This is a genomic window from Mesorhizobium sp. M0340, from assembly GCF_040321535.1.
GTDB lineage: Bacteria > Pseudomonadota > Alphaproteobacteria > Rhizobiales > Rhizobiaceae > Mesorhizobium.
Genome location: NZ_JAMYRR010000010.1, coordinates 50,997 through 67,396 on the forward strand (window position 1 = coordinate 50,997; position 16,400 = coordinate 67,396).

Annotated in this window: 17 protein-coding genes; 12 read left to right on the forward strand and 5 right to left on the reverse strand. The window is 61.8% G+C overall.

Annotated elements, in window-relative coordinates; genetic code table 11:
- Positions 1-61: 61 nt before the first annotated feature.
- A complete protein-coding gene (locus tag NKI79_RS16385; RefSeq protein ID WP_352704185.1) occupies positions 62-658 on the forward strand; it encodes a methyltransferase family protein in 597 nt (198 codons plus the stop codon).
- Between the two features lie 31 nt (positions 659-689).
- A complete protein-coding gene (locus tag NKI79_RS16390; protein ID WP_352704186.1) occupies positions 690-1,085 on the forward strand; it encodes a (R)-mandelonitrile lyase in 396 nt (131 codons plus the stop codon).
- A gap of 6 nt (positions 1,086-1,091) precedes the next feature.
- Here NKI79_RS16390 and NKI79_RS16395 read toward each other — a convergent pair whose 3' ends face one another.
- Positions 1,092-2,294, reverse strand: a complete 1,203-nt coding sequence (locus NKI79_RS16395; RefSeq protein ID WP_352802761.1) for a pyridoxal phosphate-dependent aminotransferase — start codon at positions 2,292-2,294, stop codon at positions 1,092-1,094.
- A gap of 204 nt (positions 2,295-2,498) precedes the next feature.
- Here NKI79_RS16395 and NKI79_RS16400 point away from each other — a divergent pair, with 204 nt between their 5' ends.
- The 3 genes from NKI79_RS16400 (at position 2,499) to NKI79_RS16410 (ending at position 5,114) form a co-directional block, all read left to right on the forward strand.
- On the forward strand, positions 2,499-3,392 hold the full coding sequence (locus NKI79_RS16400; protein WP_352802762.1) for an EAL domain-containing protein: 894 nt from the start codon (positions 2,499-2,501) through the stop codon (positions 3,390-3,392).
- Positions 3,389-4,243, forward strand: a complete 855-nt coding sequence (locus NKI79_RS16405; RefSeq protein ID WP_352506737.1) for an EAL domain-containing protein — start codon at positions 3,389-3,391, stop codon at positions 4,241-4,243. The genes NKI79_RS16400 and NKI79_RS16405 overlap by 4 nt, the downstream gene beginning before the upstream one ends.
- A gap of 262 nt (positions 4,244-4,505) precedes the next feature.
- A complete protein-coding gene (locus NKI79_RS16410) occupies positions 4,506-5,114 on the forward strand; it encodes a glutathione S-transferase family protein (RefSeq protein WP_254819266.1) in 609 nt (202 codons plus the stop codon).
- Between the two features lie 174 nt (positions 5,115-5,288).
- Here NKI79_RS16410 and NKI79_RS16415 read toward each other — a convergent pair whose 3' ends face one another.
- On the reverse strand, positions 5,289-5,489 hold the full coding sequence (locus NKI79_RS16415; protein WP_352637184.1) for a hypothetical protein: 201 nt from the start codon (positions 5,487-5,489) through the stop codon (positions 5,289-5,291).
- A gap of 272 nt (positions 5,490-5,761) precedes the next feature.
- Positions 5,762-5,974 (reverse strand): cold-shock protein, encoded by a 213-nt coding sequence (locus NKI79_RS16420; RefSeq protein WP_023678332.1) that lies wholly within the window; start codon positions 5,972-5,974, stop codon positions 5,762-5,764.
- 299 nt (positions 5,975-6,273) lie between these two features.
- On the opposite strand from NKI79_RS16420, the gene NKI79_RS16425 reads away from it, so the two are divergent.
- Positions 6,274-6,600 (forward strand): hypothetical protein, encoded by a 327-nt coding sequence (locus NKI79_RS16425; RefSeq protein ID WP_352802764.1) that lies wholly within the window; start codon positions 6,274-6,276, stop codon positions 6,598-6,600.
- Between the two features lie 52 nt (positions 6,601-6,652).
- Here NKI79_RS16425 and NKI79_RS16430 read toward each other — a convergent pair whose 3' ends face one another.
- The gene (locus NKI79_RS16430) at positions 6,653-7,222 is read right to left on the reverse strand and encodes a methylated-DNA--[protein]-cysteine S-methyltransferase (RefSeq protein WP_352802765.1); all 570 of its coding nucleotides are present in this window, start codon (positions 7,220-7,222) and stop codon (positions 6,653-6,655) included.
- 207 nt (positions 7,223-7,429) lie between these two features.
- Here NKI79_RS16430 and NKI79_RS16435 point away from each other — a divergent pair, with 207 nt between their 5' ends.
- The 6 genes from NKI79_RS16435 (at position 7,430) to NKI79_RS16460 (ending at position 12,691) form a co-directional block, all read left to right on the forward strand.
- Positions 7,430-8,206: a transglycosylase SLT domain-containing protein gene (locus NKI79_RS16435; protein ID WP_352802766.1), complete on the forward strand. Its 777-nt coding sequence runs from the start codon at positions 7,430-7,432 to the stop codon at positions 8,204-8,206.
- Positions 8,199-8,687, forward strand: a complete 489-nt coding sequence (locus NKI79_RS16440) for a GNAT family N-acetyltransferase (protein ID WP_352802767.1) — start codon at positions 8,199-8,201, stop codon at positions 8,685-8,687. Before NKI79_RS16435 ends, NKI79_RS16440 begins: the two co-directional genes overlap by 8 nt.
- A 161-nt stretch (positions 8,688-8,848) precedes the next feature.
- On the forward strand, positions 8,849-9,595 hold the full coding sequence (locus NKI79_RS16445) for a DUF899 family protein (RefSeq protein WP_352802770.1): 747 nt from the start codon (positions 8,849-8,851) through the stop codon (positions 9,593-9,595).
- A gap of 258 nt (positions 9,596-9,853) precedes the next feature.
- The gene (locus NKI79_RS16450) at positions 9,854-10,237 is read left to right on the forward strand and encodes a DUF6152 family protein (protein ID WP_352802772.1); all 384 of its coding nucleotides are present in this window, start codon (positions 9,854-9,856) and stop codon (positions 10,235-10,237) included.
- The gene (locus tag NKI79_RS16455; protein WP_352802775.1) at positions 10,238-10,705 is read left to right on the forward strand and encodes a DUF6644 family protein; all 468 of its coding nucleotides are present in this window, start codon (positions 10,238-10,240) and stop codon (positions 10,703-10,705) included.
- A 138-nt stretch (positions 10,706-10,843) separates the two neighbouring features.
- Positions 10,844-12,691 (forward strand): ATP-dependent nuclease, encoded by a 1,848-nt coding sequence (locus NKI79_RS16460; RefSeq protein WP_352802777.1) that lies wholly within the window; start codon positions 10,844-10,846, stop codon positions 12,689-12,691.
- Between the two features lie 164 nt (positions 12,692-12,855).
- On the opposite strand, the gene carB is transcribed toward NKI79_RS16460, so the two are convergent.
- Positions 12,856-16,359 (reverse strand): carbamoyl-phosphate synthase large subunit, encoded by a 3,504-nt coding sequence (carB, locus tag NKI79_RS16465; RefSeq protein WP_352802779.1) that lies wholly within the window; start codon positions 16,357-16,359, stop codon positions 12,856-12,858.
- Positions 16,360-16,400: the final 41 nt, after the last annotated feature.

Genomic DNA, 16,400 nt, shown 5'->3' on the forward strand with positions numbered 1-16,400 from the left:
TTCTCGGTTTCTGCCGGGTATGATGACCGAATCCACCACAGCTAACCCCCGGAGCCTGATGATGGAATCCACGCTCGACCTTCTCCTTTCGATCAGCAGCATCGCGACGCTCGGCCAATATGCCTGGTCGATGCGCGGGCATTTCCAGTCGCCGAGCATGTCTCAAGGCGCCATGATCATTTCGGCCGTCGTGGTCGGCACGGCGCTGTTCTTTCTGGCGCTGCTGTGGATCGAGCGGCAACCGGTTGCGGCGAAGATCGGCGGGCTTGCCGTCGAACTGACAAGCTCGGCGCTGTTCTGGTGGGCGATCTCGGTCTCACGCAAGGCGCGGCTGCGTTTCGCGTTTGATCCGGACAATCCCGACAGCCTGGTGACCGAAGGCCCTTATAGCCATGTCCGTCACCCGTTCTACACATCCTACATCATCTTCTGGATCGGATGGGGTATCGCGACCTGGTCGGTGTGGGCGGTCGTGCCGGTCGCCGGCATCGTTGCGATCTATGTGATCGCGGCCTTGGACGAAGAGCGAAAATTTTCACGTACAAGGTTGGCCGGTGCCTACCAGGCCTATAGCGGACGTGCCGGCCTGTTCTGGCCGCGTTTTGCCCGCAGCCGGCAGGAGATGCAGCCGGCATCGGACGAAAGTGGTAGTCTCTAAGACACTGGATTGGATCGAGGATTTTGCGACGATGAAGATTATTGGCTGCGGCAGCGTGCCGACGATTGTTGCGCCGGAAAAATACTTCACTGGCCGGGTTTTGCAGACGCCGATCATCGAGAAGGAGGCACCGGCGCGGCTACGCGCCACGCTGGTCAGTTTCGAGCCCGGCGCCCGCACCCACTGGCACACGCATCCGCTCGGCCAGACGCTCTACGTCACCTCCGGCGCCGGTCTCGCGCAAAGCTGGGGCGGGCCGATCCAGGAGATCAGGGCCGGCGACGTCATCTCCTTTGCGGCCGGCGAAAAGCACTGGCACGGCGCCGCGCCGAAATCGGCGATGACGCACATCGCCATGCAGGAGGCGCTGGAGGGCGTGCATGCCGACTGGCTGGAGAAGGTCAGCGACGAGCAGTATGGCGGCTGAAATGTCTCAGACCAGCGCGGCGGTGAAGCGCTGGATGCGCGTGCAGGCTTCTTCGAGCAGAGCCTCCGACGTGGCGTAGGAGATGCGGAAGTTCGGGCCGAGGCCAAAGGCCGAGCCGAAAACAACCGCCACGCCCTCGGCCTCGAGCAGTTCCGAGCAAAAGGTTTCGTCGCTGTCGATCACCTTGCCGCTCTTGGTCGTCTTGCCGATCAGCTGGGCACAGGAGGGATAGACGTAGAACGCACCCTCCGGCGATGGGCAGGTGATGCCGCGCGCCTGGTTGAGCATCGAGACGACGAGATCGCGCCGGCCCTGGAAGATCGCCTTGTTCTTCGGGATGAAATCCTGCGGCCCGTTCAGCGCTTCGACCGCCGCCCATTGGGCGATGGTGCAGGCGCCGGAGGTCTGCTGGCCCTGGATCATGTCCATCGCCTTGATCAGCGGCACCGGGCCTGCCGCATAGCCGATGCGCCAGCCGGTCATGGCATAGGCTTTGGACACGCCGTTCATGGTCAGCGTGCGCTCATAGAGCTTAGGCTCGACCTCGGCGATGGTCTTGAAGACGAAGTCGCCATAGGTCAGGTGCTCGTACATGTCGTCGGTCAGCACCCAGACATGGGGATGCTTCAACAGTACGTCGGCCAGGCTCTTGAGCTCCGCTTCGGTATAGGCGGCGCCCGAAGGGTTCGACGGCGAGTTCATCAACAGCCATTTGGTGCGCGGCGTGATCGCCTTTTCCAGCACGGCCGCCGTCAGCTTGAAGCCGTTGTCGATCGAGGTGTCGGCAAAGGTCGAGGTGCCGCCGCAGATCGCCACCATTTCGGGATAGCTCACCCAGTAAGGCCGCGGGATGATCACCTCGTCGCCGGGGTTCAGCGTCGCCATGAAGGCGTTGAACAGGATCTGCTTGCCGCCGGTGCCGACCATGGTCTGCTCCGGTCGATAGTCGAGATTGTTCTCGCGCTTGAATTTTTTCGCGATCGCCTCGCGCAGCGGCACGATGCCGGAGACCGGCGGATATTTCGTCTCGCCGCGGCGGATGGCCTCGATCGCGGCGCTCTTGATGTTGTCGGGGGTGTCGAAGTCCGGCTCGCCGGCGCCCAGCCCGATCACGTCGCGGCCGGCGTTTTTCAGCTCGCGCGCCTTCTGCGTCACCGCGATGGTCGCGGAAGGCTTTACGCGGGAAAGGGCGTCGGCAAGAAAGGCCATGACAGATATCTCCAGGAAGGACCGGCGCGGCGAAGGCGCCGCGGCGCCTCTCATGTCGCATCATCTGGTCAAGCGCAAGCCCAGCGCAGGCATTGTCGAATGAGCCAGCGCGCAATGCTGGCAACAATAAATTCATCAACGATCAGTAAAAGCTTGAACGGCAGGGACCGTAGCCGGTCCGCCAGTCTCGCATAGCGAGGAACCGTGACGCGCAGCATCGAGCTTGCCCATATCATCCGCCACGATGACGGCACCGCCAGCGGTGTCTGGGGGCTCTATACGCTGCAAAGCGCGTTCCAGCCGATCTTCGCCTTCAACAAGGGCAAGCTGTCCGTCGTCGCGTTCGAGGGGCTGATCCGGCCGTTCCGCGAAGGCGAGCCGCAGCCGCCAATGAGTTTCTTCAACAGCTGTCCGGCGGTCGACCGCCTGCATATCGAGGCGCTGACACGGACGCTGCACCTTCTGAACGCCGGCGCCTGCCTGCCGCGAGACGCCTCCATCTTCATCAACTTCGATCCATCGGTGTTCACCGACCGCGGCATCGCCGACAAGGCGCTGCGCGACATGCGGCTGGTGCTGCACGAGGCCGACATCGATCCGCGCCGCGTCGTCTGCGAGGTCACCGAACAGAAATCGGCGTCGCAGGAAACGCTCTACAATTTCGTCGAGGCGCTCAGGGGTAATGGTTTGCGCATTGCGGTCGACGATTACGGCGCCGACGAATCCGACATCAATCGCATCAAGGAACTCAGGCCAGACATCGTCAAGTTCGACGCCGACTGGATCATGACGCTGATGGAGTCCGGTGCCGGCTTCGCCTTGCTGACCGCCATGGTGACAAGCTTCGAAGAGCAAGGCATCCGAACGGTATTCGAGGGCATCGAGACGGGCTGGCAGCTCGAGCTTGCCGAAAAATCGGGCGCCTCGATGGTGCAAGGCTATGTGCTGGCGCGCCCCGAGCTTGCGCCGACCAGCTTCCACGTCTTCGACAAGAGCGGGCAGGCGGCCGCGGTGTCGGCCGATGCTGAGAAGGTTTCTGCGGCCGTTTCGCCATCGCGGCGGCCGATGCGGGCCTTTGGCCGCAGGGTGACATCGTGACCGGGCGGGCCGACATGCGGCGCAAGGTCGGCGAGGCGATCTTTGCCGACGAGGTCGGCATCGAATATGGCGTCTACGGCGCATTCCGGCTGAGGAGCGCCTACCAGCCGGTCTTCGCGCCGCGCGGCAGGTTTCTCGCCGCCGTCGCGGTCGAGGGACTGATCGAGCCGCATCGTGCAGGCAGGCCGGTGGCGCCGCAAATCTTCTTCGAAGGCGTGCCGGCAGCGGATCGGCTGTTTGTCGAAACCATGTGCCGGGTGCTGCATTTGCGCAACTTCCGCAACATCGGCGTCGACGGGCTCGACCTGTTCTTCAACTACAATCCGCTGATCAACGATGACCCCGCACGGGCGCTGGCCGAAATCAGGCTGATGACCAGGCATCTGGCGGATTTCGGCCTGCATCCCGGCATGCTGGTCTGCGAGATCACCGAGCAGGCTGCCGGCGACAAGGTGCTTGTCAGCCTGGCGCGCGAGATGCGGCGCGACGGCGTCCGCATTGCCATCGACGATTTCGGCACAGGGCATTCTACCGAAGAAAGGGTCGCCCTCGTGCAGCCCGACATCGTCAAGATCGACGGCACCTGGTTCGCCGAATTCTGCCGCCATGCCGCCGCCGAGCGGTTTTTCCGGCCGCTGGTTTCGACGCTGCACGATCGCGGCGCCAAGGTGCTGGTCGAAGGCGTCGAGAACGCCACGCATCTGCGCGTCGCGCTGGATGGCGGCGTCGACCTGCTGCAGGGCTTTTATCTTGCCCGGCCGGCGCTGGCCGGAACGCTGTTCGACGAGGAGCCGCTGTCGATCGACAGGCTGCTTGGCAGGGACAGCAACGTCATCCCCTTGTTCGGCTAGGATATGCCGATATTCAAGTGATGCCGGCCTGCGAACGGGGGGGCCTGCGCTTCCGGTGCTCACGTACCCAAAAAGTACGCTCCGCTCCGGTTCTCGGAACCCGCCCTTCTCGGCTCGGCCTGACTTGAATCTCGACACATCCTGAAATGCATCAGCGGCGCTGATGGTTACGCCAAAACAAATCACTGGATGAAGCCGCCACTGCCGCGATAGAGGCTGGATCAAGCCCTGAGACGGGTGGTTGCGAGCAAGGGGAGCATCGATGATACTCTATGGAATGATCGACAGCGGCAATTGCTACAAGCCGCGCCTGTTGATGGCCAAGCTCGGCATCCCCTTCACCAATGTCGAGGTCAGCTCGCATACCGGCGACACGCGCAAGCCCGACTATGTCGCCAAGAACCCGAACGCCATGGTGCCGCTGCTCGAACTCGACGACGGCCGGCGGCTGGCCGAATCCAACGCCATTCTGCTTTACCTCGCCGAAGGCACGCGGTTTCTGCCGGCGGACAGATACGAACGCGCGCTGGCCTATCAGTGGCTGTTCTTCGAGCAATACAGCCATGAGCCCTATATCGCCGTGCGCAGGGCGCTGCTGACCTTCCCTGAAAGAGCCAAGGATGCGACGCCCGAGCGGCTGGCGCTGACGCTGGAGCGCGGCAACAAGGCGCTCGGCGTCATGGACAAGCACCTGGCCGGGAGCAGCTTCTTCGCCGGCAATGCGCTCAGCGTCGCCGACATTGCGCTCTATGCCTATACGCATACGGCCGAGACGGGTGGGTTTCAGCTCGACGCCTATCCGGCGGTCGCGGCCTGGCTAAAAAGGGTCGAGGCCGATCCGGGGCATGTGCCGCTGGAGTGGTTGCCTTAGTTCTGTCCTCACGCTTGTCGCCGCTTCGCGGCTCGCTCCGGACGGGGCGCGCCAAAAGGCGCGGCGCCCGGTCGGGCTTGTGGCCTTCGGCCGATGGCGTGAATGCTCGCACGCCTTTGCTCAACGAGGGCAGTTTTGCGTAGGCCTCCCAAAACGAGGGAGTGGCAAAATGATTCACAGAGGCCGGGTCCGGCCGGCGCGATGATCAGCCAAGGCCTGCTCGGCAAGCTTGTCCAGTCTGCCGCCCTTGGCGTCGGCTTCGAACTGACGGTCCCACATGTCGGCCTGCAGCGCCTCGAACCATGCGGCAAACGCCTTGAGCTCTTCGGGGCTTAGTTCGGCGACGGATTTCTCAATCTGTTCAAGCTTGCTCATGAATTAATAGTACCACCGCCAAAAACACCACGAAGTGGGACTATAGGCCCAAGGCAGCGGTTCACTGGAATCCAGACAGCAAAAAGGCGGGACAAAATCCCGCCTTCCCATGCTTGGTAGCCTGATCGGGAGCGTTTTGGCCGGGCCGGCAGCGATCTGCTGCTTCGGCTTGTCGGGGTCTTTCGCTCCGGCGCGCTTCTCGCGCGACCGCCAGTACATCCGTGACTTGCCGCGCGCCCCGGGCTATCGCCCGGCGCACGCCATTCGCAAAATCAGGCTGCCTTGCTCAGAGATCCAGCGGACGACTTGCCAGTGCGGCGGTCCTGCTCGATCTCGAAGTTGATCTTCTGGCCTTCGACCAGGGTCGACAGTCCAGCACGCTCGACTGCGGAGATGTGAACGAAAACGTCCGCGCCGCCGCTGTCAGGCTGAATGAAGCCGAAACCCTTGGTGGAATTAAACCACTTGACCGTACCTGTTGCCATTTCGATAGTCCTTTACGTTTGCTTTAGTTTGACTGGACCGAAACCCAGCCGGTTTGTATCGAGATTTTGGAGATAGAACGTCAGCAAACGCGAATATCGCGAGGCCCGGATCGATCGGCCGAAATATCAATGGACCGCATATAGTATGCCTTCGCGCAAAAAACAAGACGGGGCGGAAAATGGCGCGGCGGCAACGCTGCCCAACGGCCGCCCCAATCGCGTGGGAGCGTCGTCGTTGCGCGCCTGACGCGGGAGGATCGCGCCGGCTTCGGGCGCGACCGGGTTTTGGCGAGAGGGACATGAAAATTGTTCTGCTTGCCGCTTGCCTGACGCTGGTGGCCGCCGAGGCGCAGGCGGTCTCGCGCTATGACCCTACCCGCATGAGCTGCGACAAGGTGCAGGCGACGATCGCGCGCGAGGGGGCGGTCATCCTGCGCTACAGATCGGCGCGCGTGCCGGGCCTGGCGCTCTACGACCGCTATGTGCGGAGCCAGCAATTCTGCGACATCGGCGAGGTCAGGGCGCGGGCCTCGGTGCCGAGCGCCGATACGAATTCGTGCACCGTCTACAAGTGCAAGCGGGTGGAGATCGACCGGCGCTTCCGCCGGCGCCTGTTTCCGGATTAGGCTGGTCGAGATGGTGCGCGGGGATGCCGGCCTCACCTGAATATCGACACAGCTAAAACCCGAACGACACCTGCGCCGGCGGCGGCGGACCGACGCGTACGCCTTCCATTGCCAGCATCTTTTCCTTGGTGGCCGAGCCGCCGGGGGCGGAAAATCCGCCGATCTTGCCGCCGGCGGCAAGGATGCGATGGCAAGGGATGACCAGCGGCACCGGGTTGGCGCCGAGTGCCGCGCCCGTCTCACGCGCCAGCCCGGCATGGCCGGCGCGTTTGGCCAGTTCGCCATAGGTGGTGGTTTCGCCGAAGGCGAGCTTTCGCGCCGCGTCATAGATCGCCAGGCGGAACTCGTCGACGCCGCTAAGATCGACCGGCACGCCGGAGAAATCGATATCCTCGCCAGCGGCATAGGCCTTGATCGAGGCGATCAGTTCGGCAACCCATTGCGGCTCGGGCTTCGCTGCCTGGTCGGCGGCGGCATGGCGCAGCAGCCGTCGCTCGACCGCATCGCGATTGCGCTGCGGCAGGCAGAGCCGGGTTAGCCCGGCTTCGCTCCAGGCGATACCCATGTAGCCGAGCACGGTTTCGAAGACCGCGTGGCCGGCGGTGGCATGAGAGGCGTCCATGGCGTGCTCCTTTCCGGAATCCTTCGAAGTACAAATCCAGAACAATATCGCATTTCCCGGCCCGGATCGCCACCCGAAAACCACCGTCTAGCGCGGATTGCCCGGGGAAAGATGCTGGTGTAAGGACTTCTTAACACCCGACGAACCGGACCCGAGCGCCGCTTGCCAGCAAAATTCCTCTTTCCCGTTCTAGCGGCGGTGTTGGCCGTGGCCGCTCTCAGCGGCTGCACCTCGACTTCGCCGGCGACCCCGGCGCCTGCCTTCACGGAAAATTCTGACAACACCGATGAGGGCTTCACGCTGGCGCTGCCCGACACTGTTTCGGTGCTGCCGGAACCGTCCGGCCTCGCCCAGACAGCAGCACTGCCGGTCGAGCCGGCCGCCGCCTTTGCCGGGCCGACACCGCTGGCGGCAACTGCTCCCGCCGTCATGACCACCAATGCCCAGCCAGCCATCGCAACGGCCGCTGTCGCCATGCCGGTCACCGAACAGACTGCAGCCATGCCCGGCGTCCAGCCGGTTTCCTACACGGTGCCGCAAAACCCGGCCGTTCTGGCCGCGACCGACCCGGCGGAGGGCCAGTCGAACGCCGGCGCCCGCAGCGAGATCGAGCGGCTGATCGAGAAATATTCCGCGCTGTACGAGGTGCCGGTCGATCTGGTGCGCAGCGTCGTCAACCGCGAGAGCACCTTCAACCCGAAAGCCTACAATCACGGGCATTGGGGGCTGATGCAGATCAAGAACGCGACGGCGCGCGGCATGGGCTATGACGGGCCGGCGAGCGGCCTGTTCGACGCCGAGACCAACCTGAAATATGCAGTGAAATATCTGCGCGGCGCCTGGCTTGTGTCGGGCGGCAATCCCAAGCGCGCCGACCGGCTCTACCAGAGCGGCTATTATTACGACGCCAAGCGCAAGGGGATGCTGAGCGAAACCGGCCTCGGCAGCGACCGCCTGCGCCGCCGTATGCAGCCCGATGCCTGAGCCGCGCCCACCGGCGCCGAACGATATAAGACTGCGCAAGATCCTCGACGACACGCTTCTGGTGCCGCGCTGGCCAGAAGGTTTTTTCATGCGTGGCTTCGAAGCCGCCGATGCGCTCGCTTTGCATGCACTGTTGACCGCGGTGTTCGACGACGGCGCCGATGGGCCGTTCGACGAATGGTGGCCGCGCATTTCGGGCGACGCGGAATTCGATCCCGCTTTGTGTTTCCTGGTCATCGACGGCAAGGGGCGGCTGGCGGGCGCGGCGCTCTGCTGGGCGACGGGGTTCGTCAAGGATCTTGCCGTTCATCCCGAGGCGCGCGGCAAGGGCATAGCCGAGGCGCTGATGCGCCACGCCTTCGCGGTGTTTCAGGCAAGGGGCGCGGCGCATGTTGATCTCAAGACCAACACCGTCGAGAACGCGGCCGCGGTCAGGCTCTATCAGCGGCTGGGGATGATCGAGGTGGATTCGGCGGGGTGAGGAGCGCCGTTCGTCCTTTTTGAAGGCGGCAACCCGGGTTCTTGTCGCCACGGCGCCTGCGCAAAAATGTCGGAACCGTTTCGCGCGATGCGTCCTTGGGAGGCAAGGCGCGTTGCCACGAACGGCGCGCCGCCAAAAAAGCACGGCAGATGGAGATGACGATGATCACCTTTCCCAACGAGTCCCAGGAATACCGCATCGCCCGCGAAAAACTGCTGCAGCAGGAGATCGAGCTGCGCCGCGCCATGGAGGATGTGGCGGTCGCCCGCCGTGCGCTGCCGCCGGGCGGGCTGGTGCCGCAGGACTATGTCTTCGACGGCCTGGGGCCGGACGGCAAGCCCGCCAGGGTCAAGCTTTCGGAACTGTTTGCGCCGGGCAAGGACACGCTGATCGTCTATTCGATGATGTTTCCGCGCCATCCGCAGGAGACGCGCGACGTGGCGACGAGCGGCGGCACGGCGAAGCTGCCCAGACCGGACCAGCCTTGCCCGTCCTGCACGGCGCTGCTCGACCAGTTCGACGGCGCCATTGGCCACCTCGAGGCCGCCGGCTACAATTTCGCTGTCGTGGCCAAGACCGCGCTGGAAAACCTGCTGACGCTCGGCCGCGACCGCGGCTGGAAAAATATGCGGCTGGTCTCGTCGGCCGGCAACAGCTTCAAGCGCGACTATCACGCCGAGGCCGAGGATGGCGCGCAGCTCCCCATGCTGTCGGTGTTCCACCGCGACGGCGACGGCATCCGCCACTTCTGGAGCTCCGAACTCGGCTTCGCGCCGCCCGAACCCGGCCAGGACCCGCGCGCCATAGGCACCTGCGAGATCCTGTGGAACCTGATGGATTTTACCCCGGAGGGCAGGGCGCAGAGCTGGCAGGAGCAGCTGCAGTACAGAGAGGCTTGCTGCCACTAGCGTAGCTCGGCGCCGCCCTCATCGGCCTGCCGGCATCTTCTCCTCGTAGAGGGACGGGAGAGGGGGGCTGGCGGCAAACTCAGCTCCCTTTCTTCAACTCTGGAGATTGGCGAAATCCTTGGCGACGGCAACCTTTCTCCCCGTCGCTATACGGGGATAAATGCCCGGCAGGGCAATGAGGGGCGGCGCAGACCTTATGTGATTTGACGCTGCGGCGCGCTGACCTACCCTCTAATGCCGGAACCGAGGAGACGAGCGATGCGGTCACCTTACATCGGGAGCGTCATGCTGGCAGCGGCGGTGATGCTTGCCGCCGGCACCGCGGCCTACGCCCATCACGGCTGGTCGTGGACGCAGGACGGGTTTTTCGAACTCCGGGGCAGGATCACGGCCATCTATATCGGCAATCCGCACGCTACGCTCGATGTCGACGCGAAGGGAGAGGCCTGGCGGGTGGAGATGGCGCCGCCGTCGCGCACGATCGCCGCCGGCTTCACCGAGGAGGTTGCCAAGGTCGGCGACGAGGTGACCGCGATCGGCCACCGCTCGCGCGACGAGAGCGAAAAGCGCATGAAGGCAGTCCGCGTCATCGTCGGCGGCAAGACCTATGACGTCTATCCCGACCGCGTTCCGCCGGCCTGAATGGACGGGTTTTTCGCCGGCATCGAGCAACTCGCTTTGGTGCGGGGACTGAAGGCCTCCTTTTTCGCCTACCCCATGGTCAACGCGCTGCACATCATGTCGATCGGCGCACTGCTGACCAGCGTCTGGCTCATGGACCTCAGGATCCTGGGCGCCTTTCGCTCGCTGCCGCAGGCGGCATTCATCGCGTTGCTGCGCCGCACTGCATTTGCCGCGTTCGGCGGTGCGCTGGTCACGGGCTCGCTGCTGTTTTCAGTCAGGGCGAGCGAATATGTGGCGATGCCGGTTTTCCTCGCCAAGATGGCGCTCATCCTGCTTGCCGGCGCCAACTTCCTTGCGTTTGTGCGGTTCTGCCGTGCGGGAGACAGGGAGGGGGCGACAGGTGGAGTCGCTACAATCCTGGCAATGGTTTCGCTGGTGCTGTGGGTGTCCGTGCTCTTCGCCGGACGGTTCATTGGTTTTCTTTGACTAGGTGTTTGATCCCGTTTGTGCGGTCAAGCGGCGGTTTACCCGGTGCTTAACGTCCGACGCCCCCAATGTGCGTCACAGATGCTGTTTGTTGGCTAGAATGTGTAGTAGTCTCTGAGCTTCTCAGGGGGGATAGCCATGAATCTCATTCAGGAAATTGAAATTGCCTACTTTCGCAGTTTTTACAAGGTTACATTGTATAAATGTAGTGATCTAAATATAATATTTGGCAAGAACGATGTAGGAAAATCTAATATAGTCAGAGCGCTAAACTTATTTTTCAACAACAAAACAGATCATATTAATGATTATAATTTTGGTATCGATTTTTCGGACAAGCGCTTGACGGAGTCGCAAAATTCGGACGATGTCCGGAAATTTATCTATGTAAAGATTACATTTGCCACCCCAAAGAATTATCAAAGGTCTCTTGGTGAGCGGTTTTATGTAAAAAGGCAATGGACCGTTTCTCGTGGAAACGATTACCACGAAGAGGTATCTTCGCACATTCGGGAAAATCAAAGGCATATAGTTACAAGATTTTTAAATCTCTTTAGGTTCATCTATATACCGGCAATAAAGGACCCTACGATTTTTAGAAGCCTACTTTTTAACATTTATGAGACACTATCAGGCTCTGAGGATTTTGTTTCTGCCGTCGGTGATTTTGCCGGTCGAGTGCAACGTTTAACGAGTAGCCTTTTTTCAGAGCTTCCCAAAGAAATAGCGCACGAGACGAAGATATCTTCACCTAGTAAAATGGACGAGTTGTTCCAAACTTTAGATTTCGAAACGATAAGCGCTGCGGGAGGCATTTCAAAATCCCTTACTACGCAGAGAGGAGATGGAATAAAAGCTCGTCACATTCCTGAATTGCTCAATTTCATCTCAAAGAGAGACCGCTTCCAATTTCACATATGGGGCTTCGAAGAGCCTGAAAATTCATTGGATTTTGTAGCTGCGGAGGCGGAAGCTGCACGCCTTTTGAAAATTGCCACAGGAGGGGACGTTCAGATATTCATTACGACACATAGTCCCTCTTTTTATAATCTGACCTCTGAACGAATTACCAGATTTTACGTTACGAGAGAGTCGGAGGAAGGAGGTGCGACCATTGTACAAGGAAAGAACCTGGAGCGGTTTGACGCTACGACGGCGATCGGCGAAGGTTTCTATCTGCCTGCTGTAGCCAAGGCGCTGGAGTCGTATTCAGCGCAACAAGCAGAAATGATTAAGTTTAAGGATGAGATCGAAGGCGTTCGTGCTGAGTTGTTGGAAATTAGGTCGCCAATCTTGCTCACAGAGGGCAAGACTGACGAAATAATTCTTTGTGAAGCGTGGAAGCGCCTTCGAAAAGGAAAACAAACATTTCGTATTAAAAGTTGCGATACCAGCGATGGTAGCGGCGGAGGTGCGGCGGGCGCATCCAAACTTTCACTGTGTCTAAAGGCTGTTACCGCCGACAATCCTCATGTTGTAATCGGCTTATTTGACCGCGATGAGAGCGGAATTAAAGAATGGAAATTGGACAACAATTTTGTAGCAAATGATCTATTCTCTGGAGTAAAGGCCTCCAAGAACGGACGGTCGTTCGGACTTCTTCTACCTATTCCCGACTTTAGAGAACTCTGCGCATTAAATGAAAACATGCCGATCGAATTTCTGTTTGCCGATGAGTATCTGACGGTGGTCGTTGACGGGCGGAAGCTTGTACTTACTCCTCTTATGGCTTCCAGAAAGCTAGGAAGCGAAACAATCCGCGTTCCGTTGGCTGGTGGAACGGAAGTTCAATCAATAGATGAGAATTCAAAGATGGCTTTTGCCAGAGCCGTCGTGCCGAATCTGCCAGACGAGGCGTTCTCTGCATTTGGTGCCGTGTTTGAGGCAGTGGAGGCAATTATATCGGGCACCGAAATTTCTTCTCCTGCCGTGGAGCCGCGGATTAGGGCGGCGCATCGCCCAAGCATTAGAGATATGGCTGGATAAAGCACTGCCGAGCGTTAGCTCTCAAACGCTCCTTCATGGCGCAGTGGATCGGCGCGTGAGCGCCGAAACGAACGAGAGATGACGGGAATGCAACGTCGGCGAGACAGCGCCCCCCTCTGGCCTGCCGGCCATCTCCCCCACAAGGAGGGAGATTGGCTAATCACCTACGCAAAATACTCCTGCAGCGGGCGTACTTCCAGGCTCCCCGCCCTCAGCGCGGCAATCGCCTCCGCCACCGCGGCCGCACCAGACAGCGTCGTGTAATACGGCACCTTCTGCATCAGTGTCGCCCTGCGCAGCGATTTTGAGTCCGAGACCGCCTTCTGGCCGTCCGTGGTGTTGAAGACGATCTGCACCTGGCGGTTGCGGATGGCGTCCTCGATGTGGGGGCGGCCTTCCAGTACCTTGTTTATCTTCTCCGCGGCGACGCCGTTCTCGGCGAGGAAGCGGGCGGTGCCGGAGGTGGCGAGCACTTTGAAACCCTGACCGGCGAGGCGCTTGACCGCCGGCAGGATGCCTTTCTTGTCCTCGTCGCGCACCGAGACGAACAGCGTGCCCGCGCGGGGGAGATCAACACCCGCCCCGAGCTGGCTCTTGGCGAAGGCGAGCGCGAAGTCGCGGTCGAGGCCCATGACCTCGCCGGTCGAGCGCATTTCCGGGCCGAGCAATATGTCGACGCCGGGGAAACGGGCGAACGGGAACACCGCTTCCTTGACCGCGATGTGGCCGGGATTGCGTGGGTCGGGCATGGCGCCGTAATGGGCGAAGGCGTCTTCCAAGCTTTCTCCGGCCATGATGCGGGCGGCAATCTTTGCAATCGGCCGGCCGATGGTCTTGGCGACGAAGGGCACGGTGCGCGACGCGCGCGGGTTGACCTCCAGCACATAGACGGTGCCGTCCTTGATCGCATATTGCACGTTCATCAGGCCGCCGACATTGAGCGCGCGGGCAAGTGCGGCCGTCTGGCGCTCCAGCTCGTCAACGAGCTCCGAGGGCAGCGAGTGCACCGGCAGCGAGCAGGCACTGTCGCCGGAATGGATGCCGGCCTCCTCGATGTGTTCCAATATGCCGGAGACGTAGGTCGACTTGCCGTCGCAGAGACAGTCGACGTCGACCTCGATGGCGCCTGAGAGATAGGTATCGAACAGAAGCGGGTTCTTGCCGAGCAGCGTGTTGATCTGGCCGGTCTTGTCGTTGGGGTATTTCTGCTTGATGTCCTCCGGCACCAGGCCAGGCACGGTGTCGAGCAGGTAGGATTGCAGCATGCTCTCATCGTGGATGATCTGCATGGCGCGGCCACCCAGCACATAGGACGGGCGCACCACCAGCGGGAAGCCGAGCTCGCCGGCGACGAGGCGGGCCTGCTCGACGGAATAGGCGATGCCGTTCTTCGGCTGGCTGAGGCCGAGCTTGTGCAAGAGCTTCTGGAAGCGGTCGCGGTCCTCGGCCAGATCGATCATGTCGGGCGAAGTGCCGAGGATCGGGATGCCGGCCTTCTCCAGCGCATCGGCGAGCTTCAGCGGCGTCTGGCCGCCGAACTGGACGATGACGCCGACCAGCTCGCCCGAGGCCTGTTCGGTGCGCAGGATCTCCAGCACATCCTCCGGCGTCAGCGGCTCGAAATAGAGCCGGTCGGAGGTGTCGTAGTCGGTCGAGACGGTCTCCGGGTTGCAGTTGATCATGATCGCCTCGAAGCCGGCGTCGCGCAGCGCAAACGCGGCATGGCAGCAGCAATAGTCGAACTCGATGCCCTGGCCGATGCGGTTGGGGCCGCCGCCGAGGATGACGACTTTTTTGCGCGACGAGACCTGCGCCTCATTGGCGAGACTGCCGGCGAACGGCACTTCATAGGTCGAATACATGTAGGCGGTGGGCGAGGCGAACTCGGCGGCGCAGGTGTCGATGCGCTTGTAGACCGGATGAACGTCGAGCGTACGCCTAATCTTCTCGATTTCTTCGACGTCTTTCCTGACCAGGGAGGCGAGGCGGGCGTCGGAGAAACCCATCGCCTTCAGCATGCGCAGATTGGCGGCGTCCTCGGGAATGCCGTGCTCGCGGATGCGATCCTCCATGGCGAGGATGCCGGCGATCTGCTCAAGGAACCACGGGTCGATCTTGCACATGGCGTGCACGTCTTCCAGCGAAGTGCCCATGCGGATTGCCTGCGCCACCATGCGCAGCCGGTCTGGCGTCGGCGTGCCGAGTGCGGCGCGAATGGCGTTGCGGTCGTCGACGTGGCTGGCTGGCGCGCTGCCGTGGCCGATGCCGGGGATCTCGATCTCGTCCAGACCCGTCAGTCCGGTTTCCAGCCCGCGCAGCGCCTTCTGCAGCGATTCCTGGAAGGTGCGACCGATGGCCATGACCTCGCCGACCGACTTCATCGAGGTGTTCAGCACCGGCTCGGCGCCGGGAAACTTCTCGAAGGCAAAGCGCGGGATCTTGGTGACGACATAATCGATGCTCGGCTCGAACGACGCCGGCGTCGCGCCGCCGGTGATGTCGTTCTCGAGCTCGTCCAGCGTGTAGCCGACGGCGAGCTTGGCGGCGATCTTGGCGATCGGGAAGCCGGTCGCCTTGGAGGCAAGGGCGGACGAGCGCGAGACGCGCGGGTTCATTTCGATGACCACCAGACGGCCGTCCGCCGGATTGACGGCGAACTGCACGTTGGAGCCGCCGGTCTCGACGCCGATTTCGCGCAGCACCGCGATCGAGGCGTTGCGCATCATCTGGTATTCTTTGTCGGTCAAGGTCAGGGCAGGGGCGACGGTGATCGAATCGCCGGTGTGCACACCCATCGGGTCGATGTTCTCGATCGAGCAGACGATGATGCAGTTGTCCGCCTTGTCGCGGACGACCTCCATCTCATATTCCTTCCAGCCGAGCACGCTCTCCTCAATCAGCACTTCGGTGGTCGGCGAGGCATCGAGACCGGACTGGACGATCTCGAAGAATTCGGCGCGGTTGTAGGCGATGCCGCCGCCGGTGCCGCCCATGGTGAAGGAGGGGCGGATGATGGCGGGCAGGCCGACATGGTCGAGCGCCTGTGCTGCAATCGCCATGGCATGGCTGATATAGCGCTGCTTGCGGTCGCCCTCGCCTAGGTTCCAGCGGGTTTCCAACGCGTCGAGCGCGGCGTCGAGGTTCTCGGGCTTCTCAGCCTTGAGCGCGGCGCGCTCGGCCTCGTGCGTCTTGCGGTCGGCATTCTTGACGTCGGTGGCGTTGGCCAGCATCGACTTCGGCGTTTCCAGGCCGATCTTGCTCATCGCCTCGCGAAACAGTGCCCGGTCCTCGGCCTTGTCGATTGCGGTGGCGTCGGCGCCGATCATCTCGACATTGTAACGGTCGAGCACGCCCATGCGGCGCAGCGACAAAGCGGTGTTGAGGGCGGTCTGGCCGCCCATGGTCGGCAGCAGCGCGTCGGGCCGCTCCTTGGCGATGATCTTGGCAACCACTTCCGGCGTGATCGGCTCGATATAGGTGGCATCGGCCAGCTCCGGATCGGTCATGATGGTGGCCGGATTGGAGTTGACCAGGATGACGCGAAAACCCTCTTCCTTCAGCGCCTTGCAGGCCTGGGTGCCTGAATAGTCGAACTCGCAGGCCTGGCCGATGACGATGGGGCCGGCCCCGATGATCAGGATCGACTTGATGTCGGTGCGTCTTGGCATATCGAAGGTCCGTTCGGCAGGCGGCTTGCACGAAAAACCGG

Coding starts and splice junctions, on each gene's coding strand:
- NKI79_RS16385 (WP_352704185.1), top strand. CDS start 62: ATGGAATCCACGCTCGACCTTCTCCTTTCGATCAGCAGCATCGCGACG.
- NKI79_RS16390 (WP_352704186.1), top strand. CDS start 690: ATGAAGATTATTGGCTGCGGCAGCGTGCCGACGATTGTTGCGCCGGAA.
- NKI79_RS16395 (WP_352802761.1), bottom strand. CDS start 2,294: ATGGCCTTTCTTGCCGACGCCCTTTCCCGCGTAAAGCCTTCCGCGACC.
- NKI79_RS16410 (WP_254819266.1), top strand. CDS start 4,506: ATGATACTCTATGGAATGATCGACAGCGGCAATTGCTACAAGCCGCGC.
- NKI79_RS16415 (WP_352637184.1), bottom strand. CDS start 5,489: ATGAGCAAGCTTGAACAGATTGAGAAATCCGTCGCCGAACTAAGCCCC.
- NKI79_RS16420 (WP_023678332.1), bottom strand. CDS start 5,974: ATGGCAACAGGTACGGTCAAGTGGTTTAATTCCACCAAGGGTTTCGGC.
- NKI79_RS16425 (WP_352802764.1), top strand. CDS start 6,274: ATGAAAATTGTTCTGCTTGCCGCTTGCCTGACGCTGGTGGCCGCCGAG.
- NKI79_RS16430 (WP_352802765.1), bottom strand. CDS start 7,222: ATGGACGCCTCTCATGCCACCGCCGGCCACGCGGTCTTCGAAACCGTG.
- NKI79_RS16440 (WP_352802767.1), top strand. CDS start 8,199: ATGCCTGAGCCGCGCCCACCGGCGCCGAACGATATAAGACTGCGCAAG.
- NKI79_RS16445 (WP_352802770.1), top strand. CDS start 8,849: ATGATCACCTTTCCCAACGAGTCCCAGGAATACCGCATCGCCCGCGAA.
- NKI79_RS16450 (WP_352802772.1), top strand. CDS start 9,854: ATGCGGTCACCTTACATCGGGAGCGTCATGCTGGCAGCGGCGGTGATG.
- NKI79_RS16455 (WP_352802775.1), top strand. CDS start 10,238: ATGGACGGGTTTTTCGCCGGCATCGAGCAACTCGCTTTGGTGCGGGGA.
- NKI79_RS16460 (WP_352802777.1), top strand. CDS start 10,844: ATGAATCTCATTCAGGAAATTGAAATTGCCTACTTTCGCAGTTTTTAC.
- carB (WP_352802779.1), bottom strand. CDS start 16,359: ATGCCAAGACGCACCGACATCAAGTCGATCCTGATCATCGGGGCCGGC.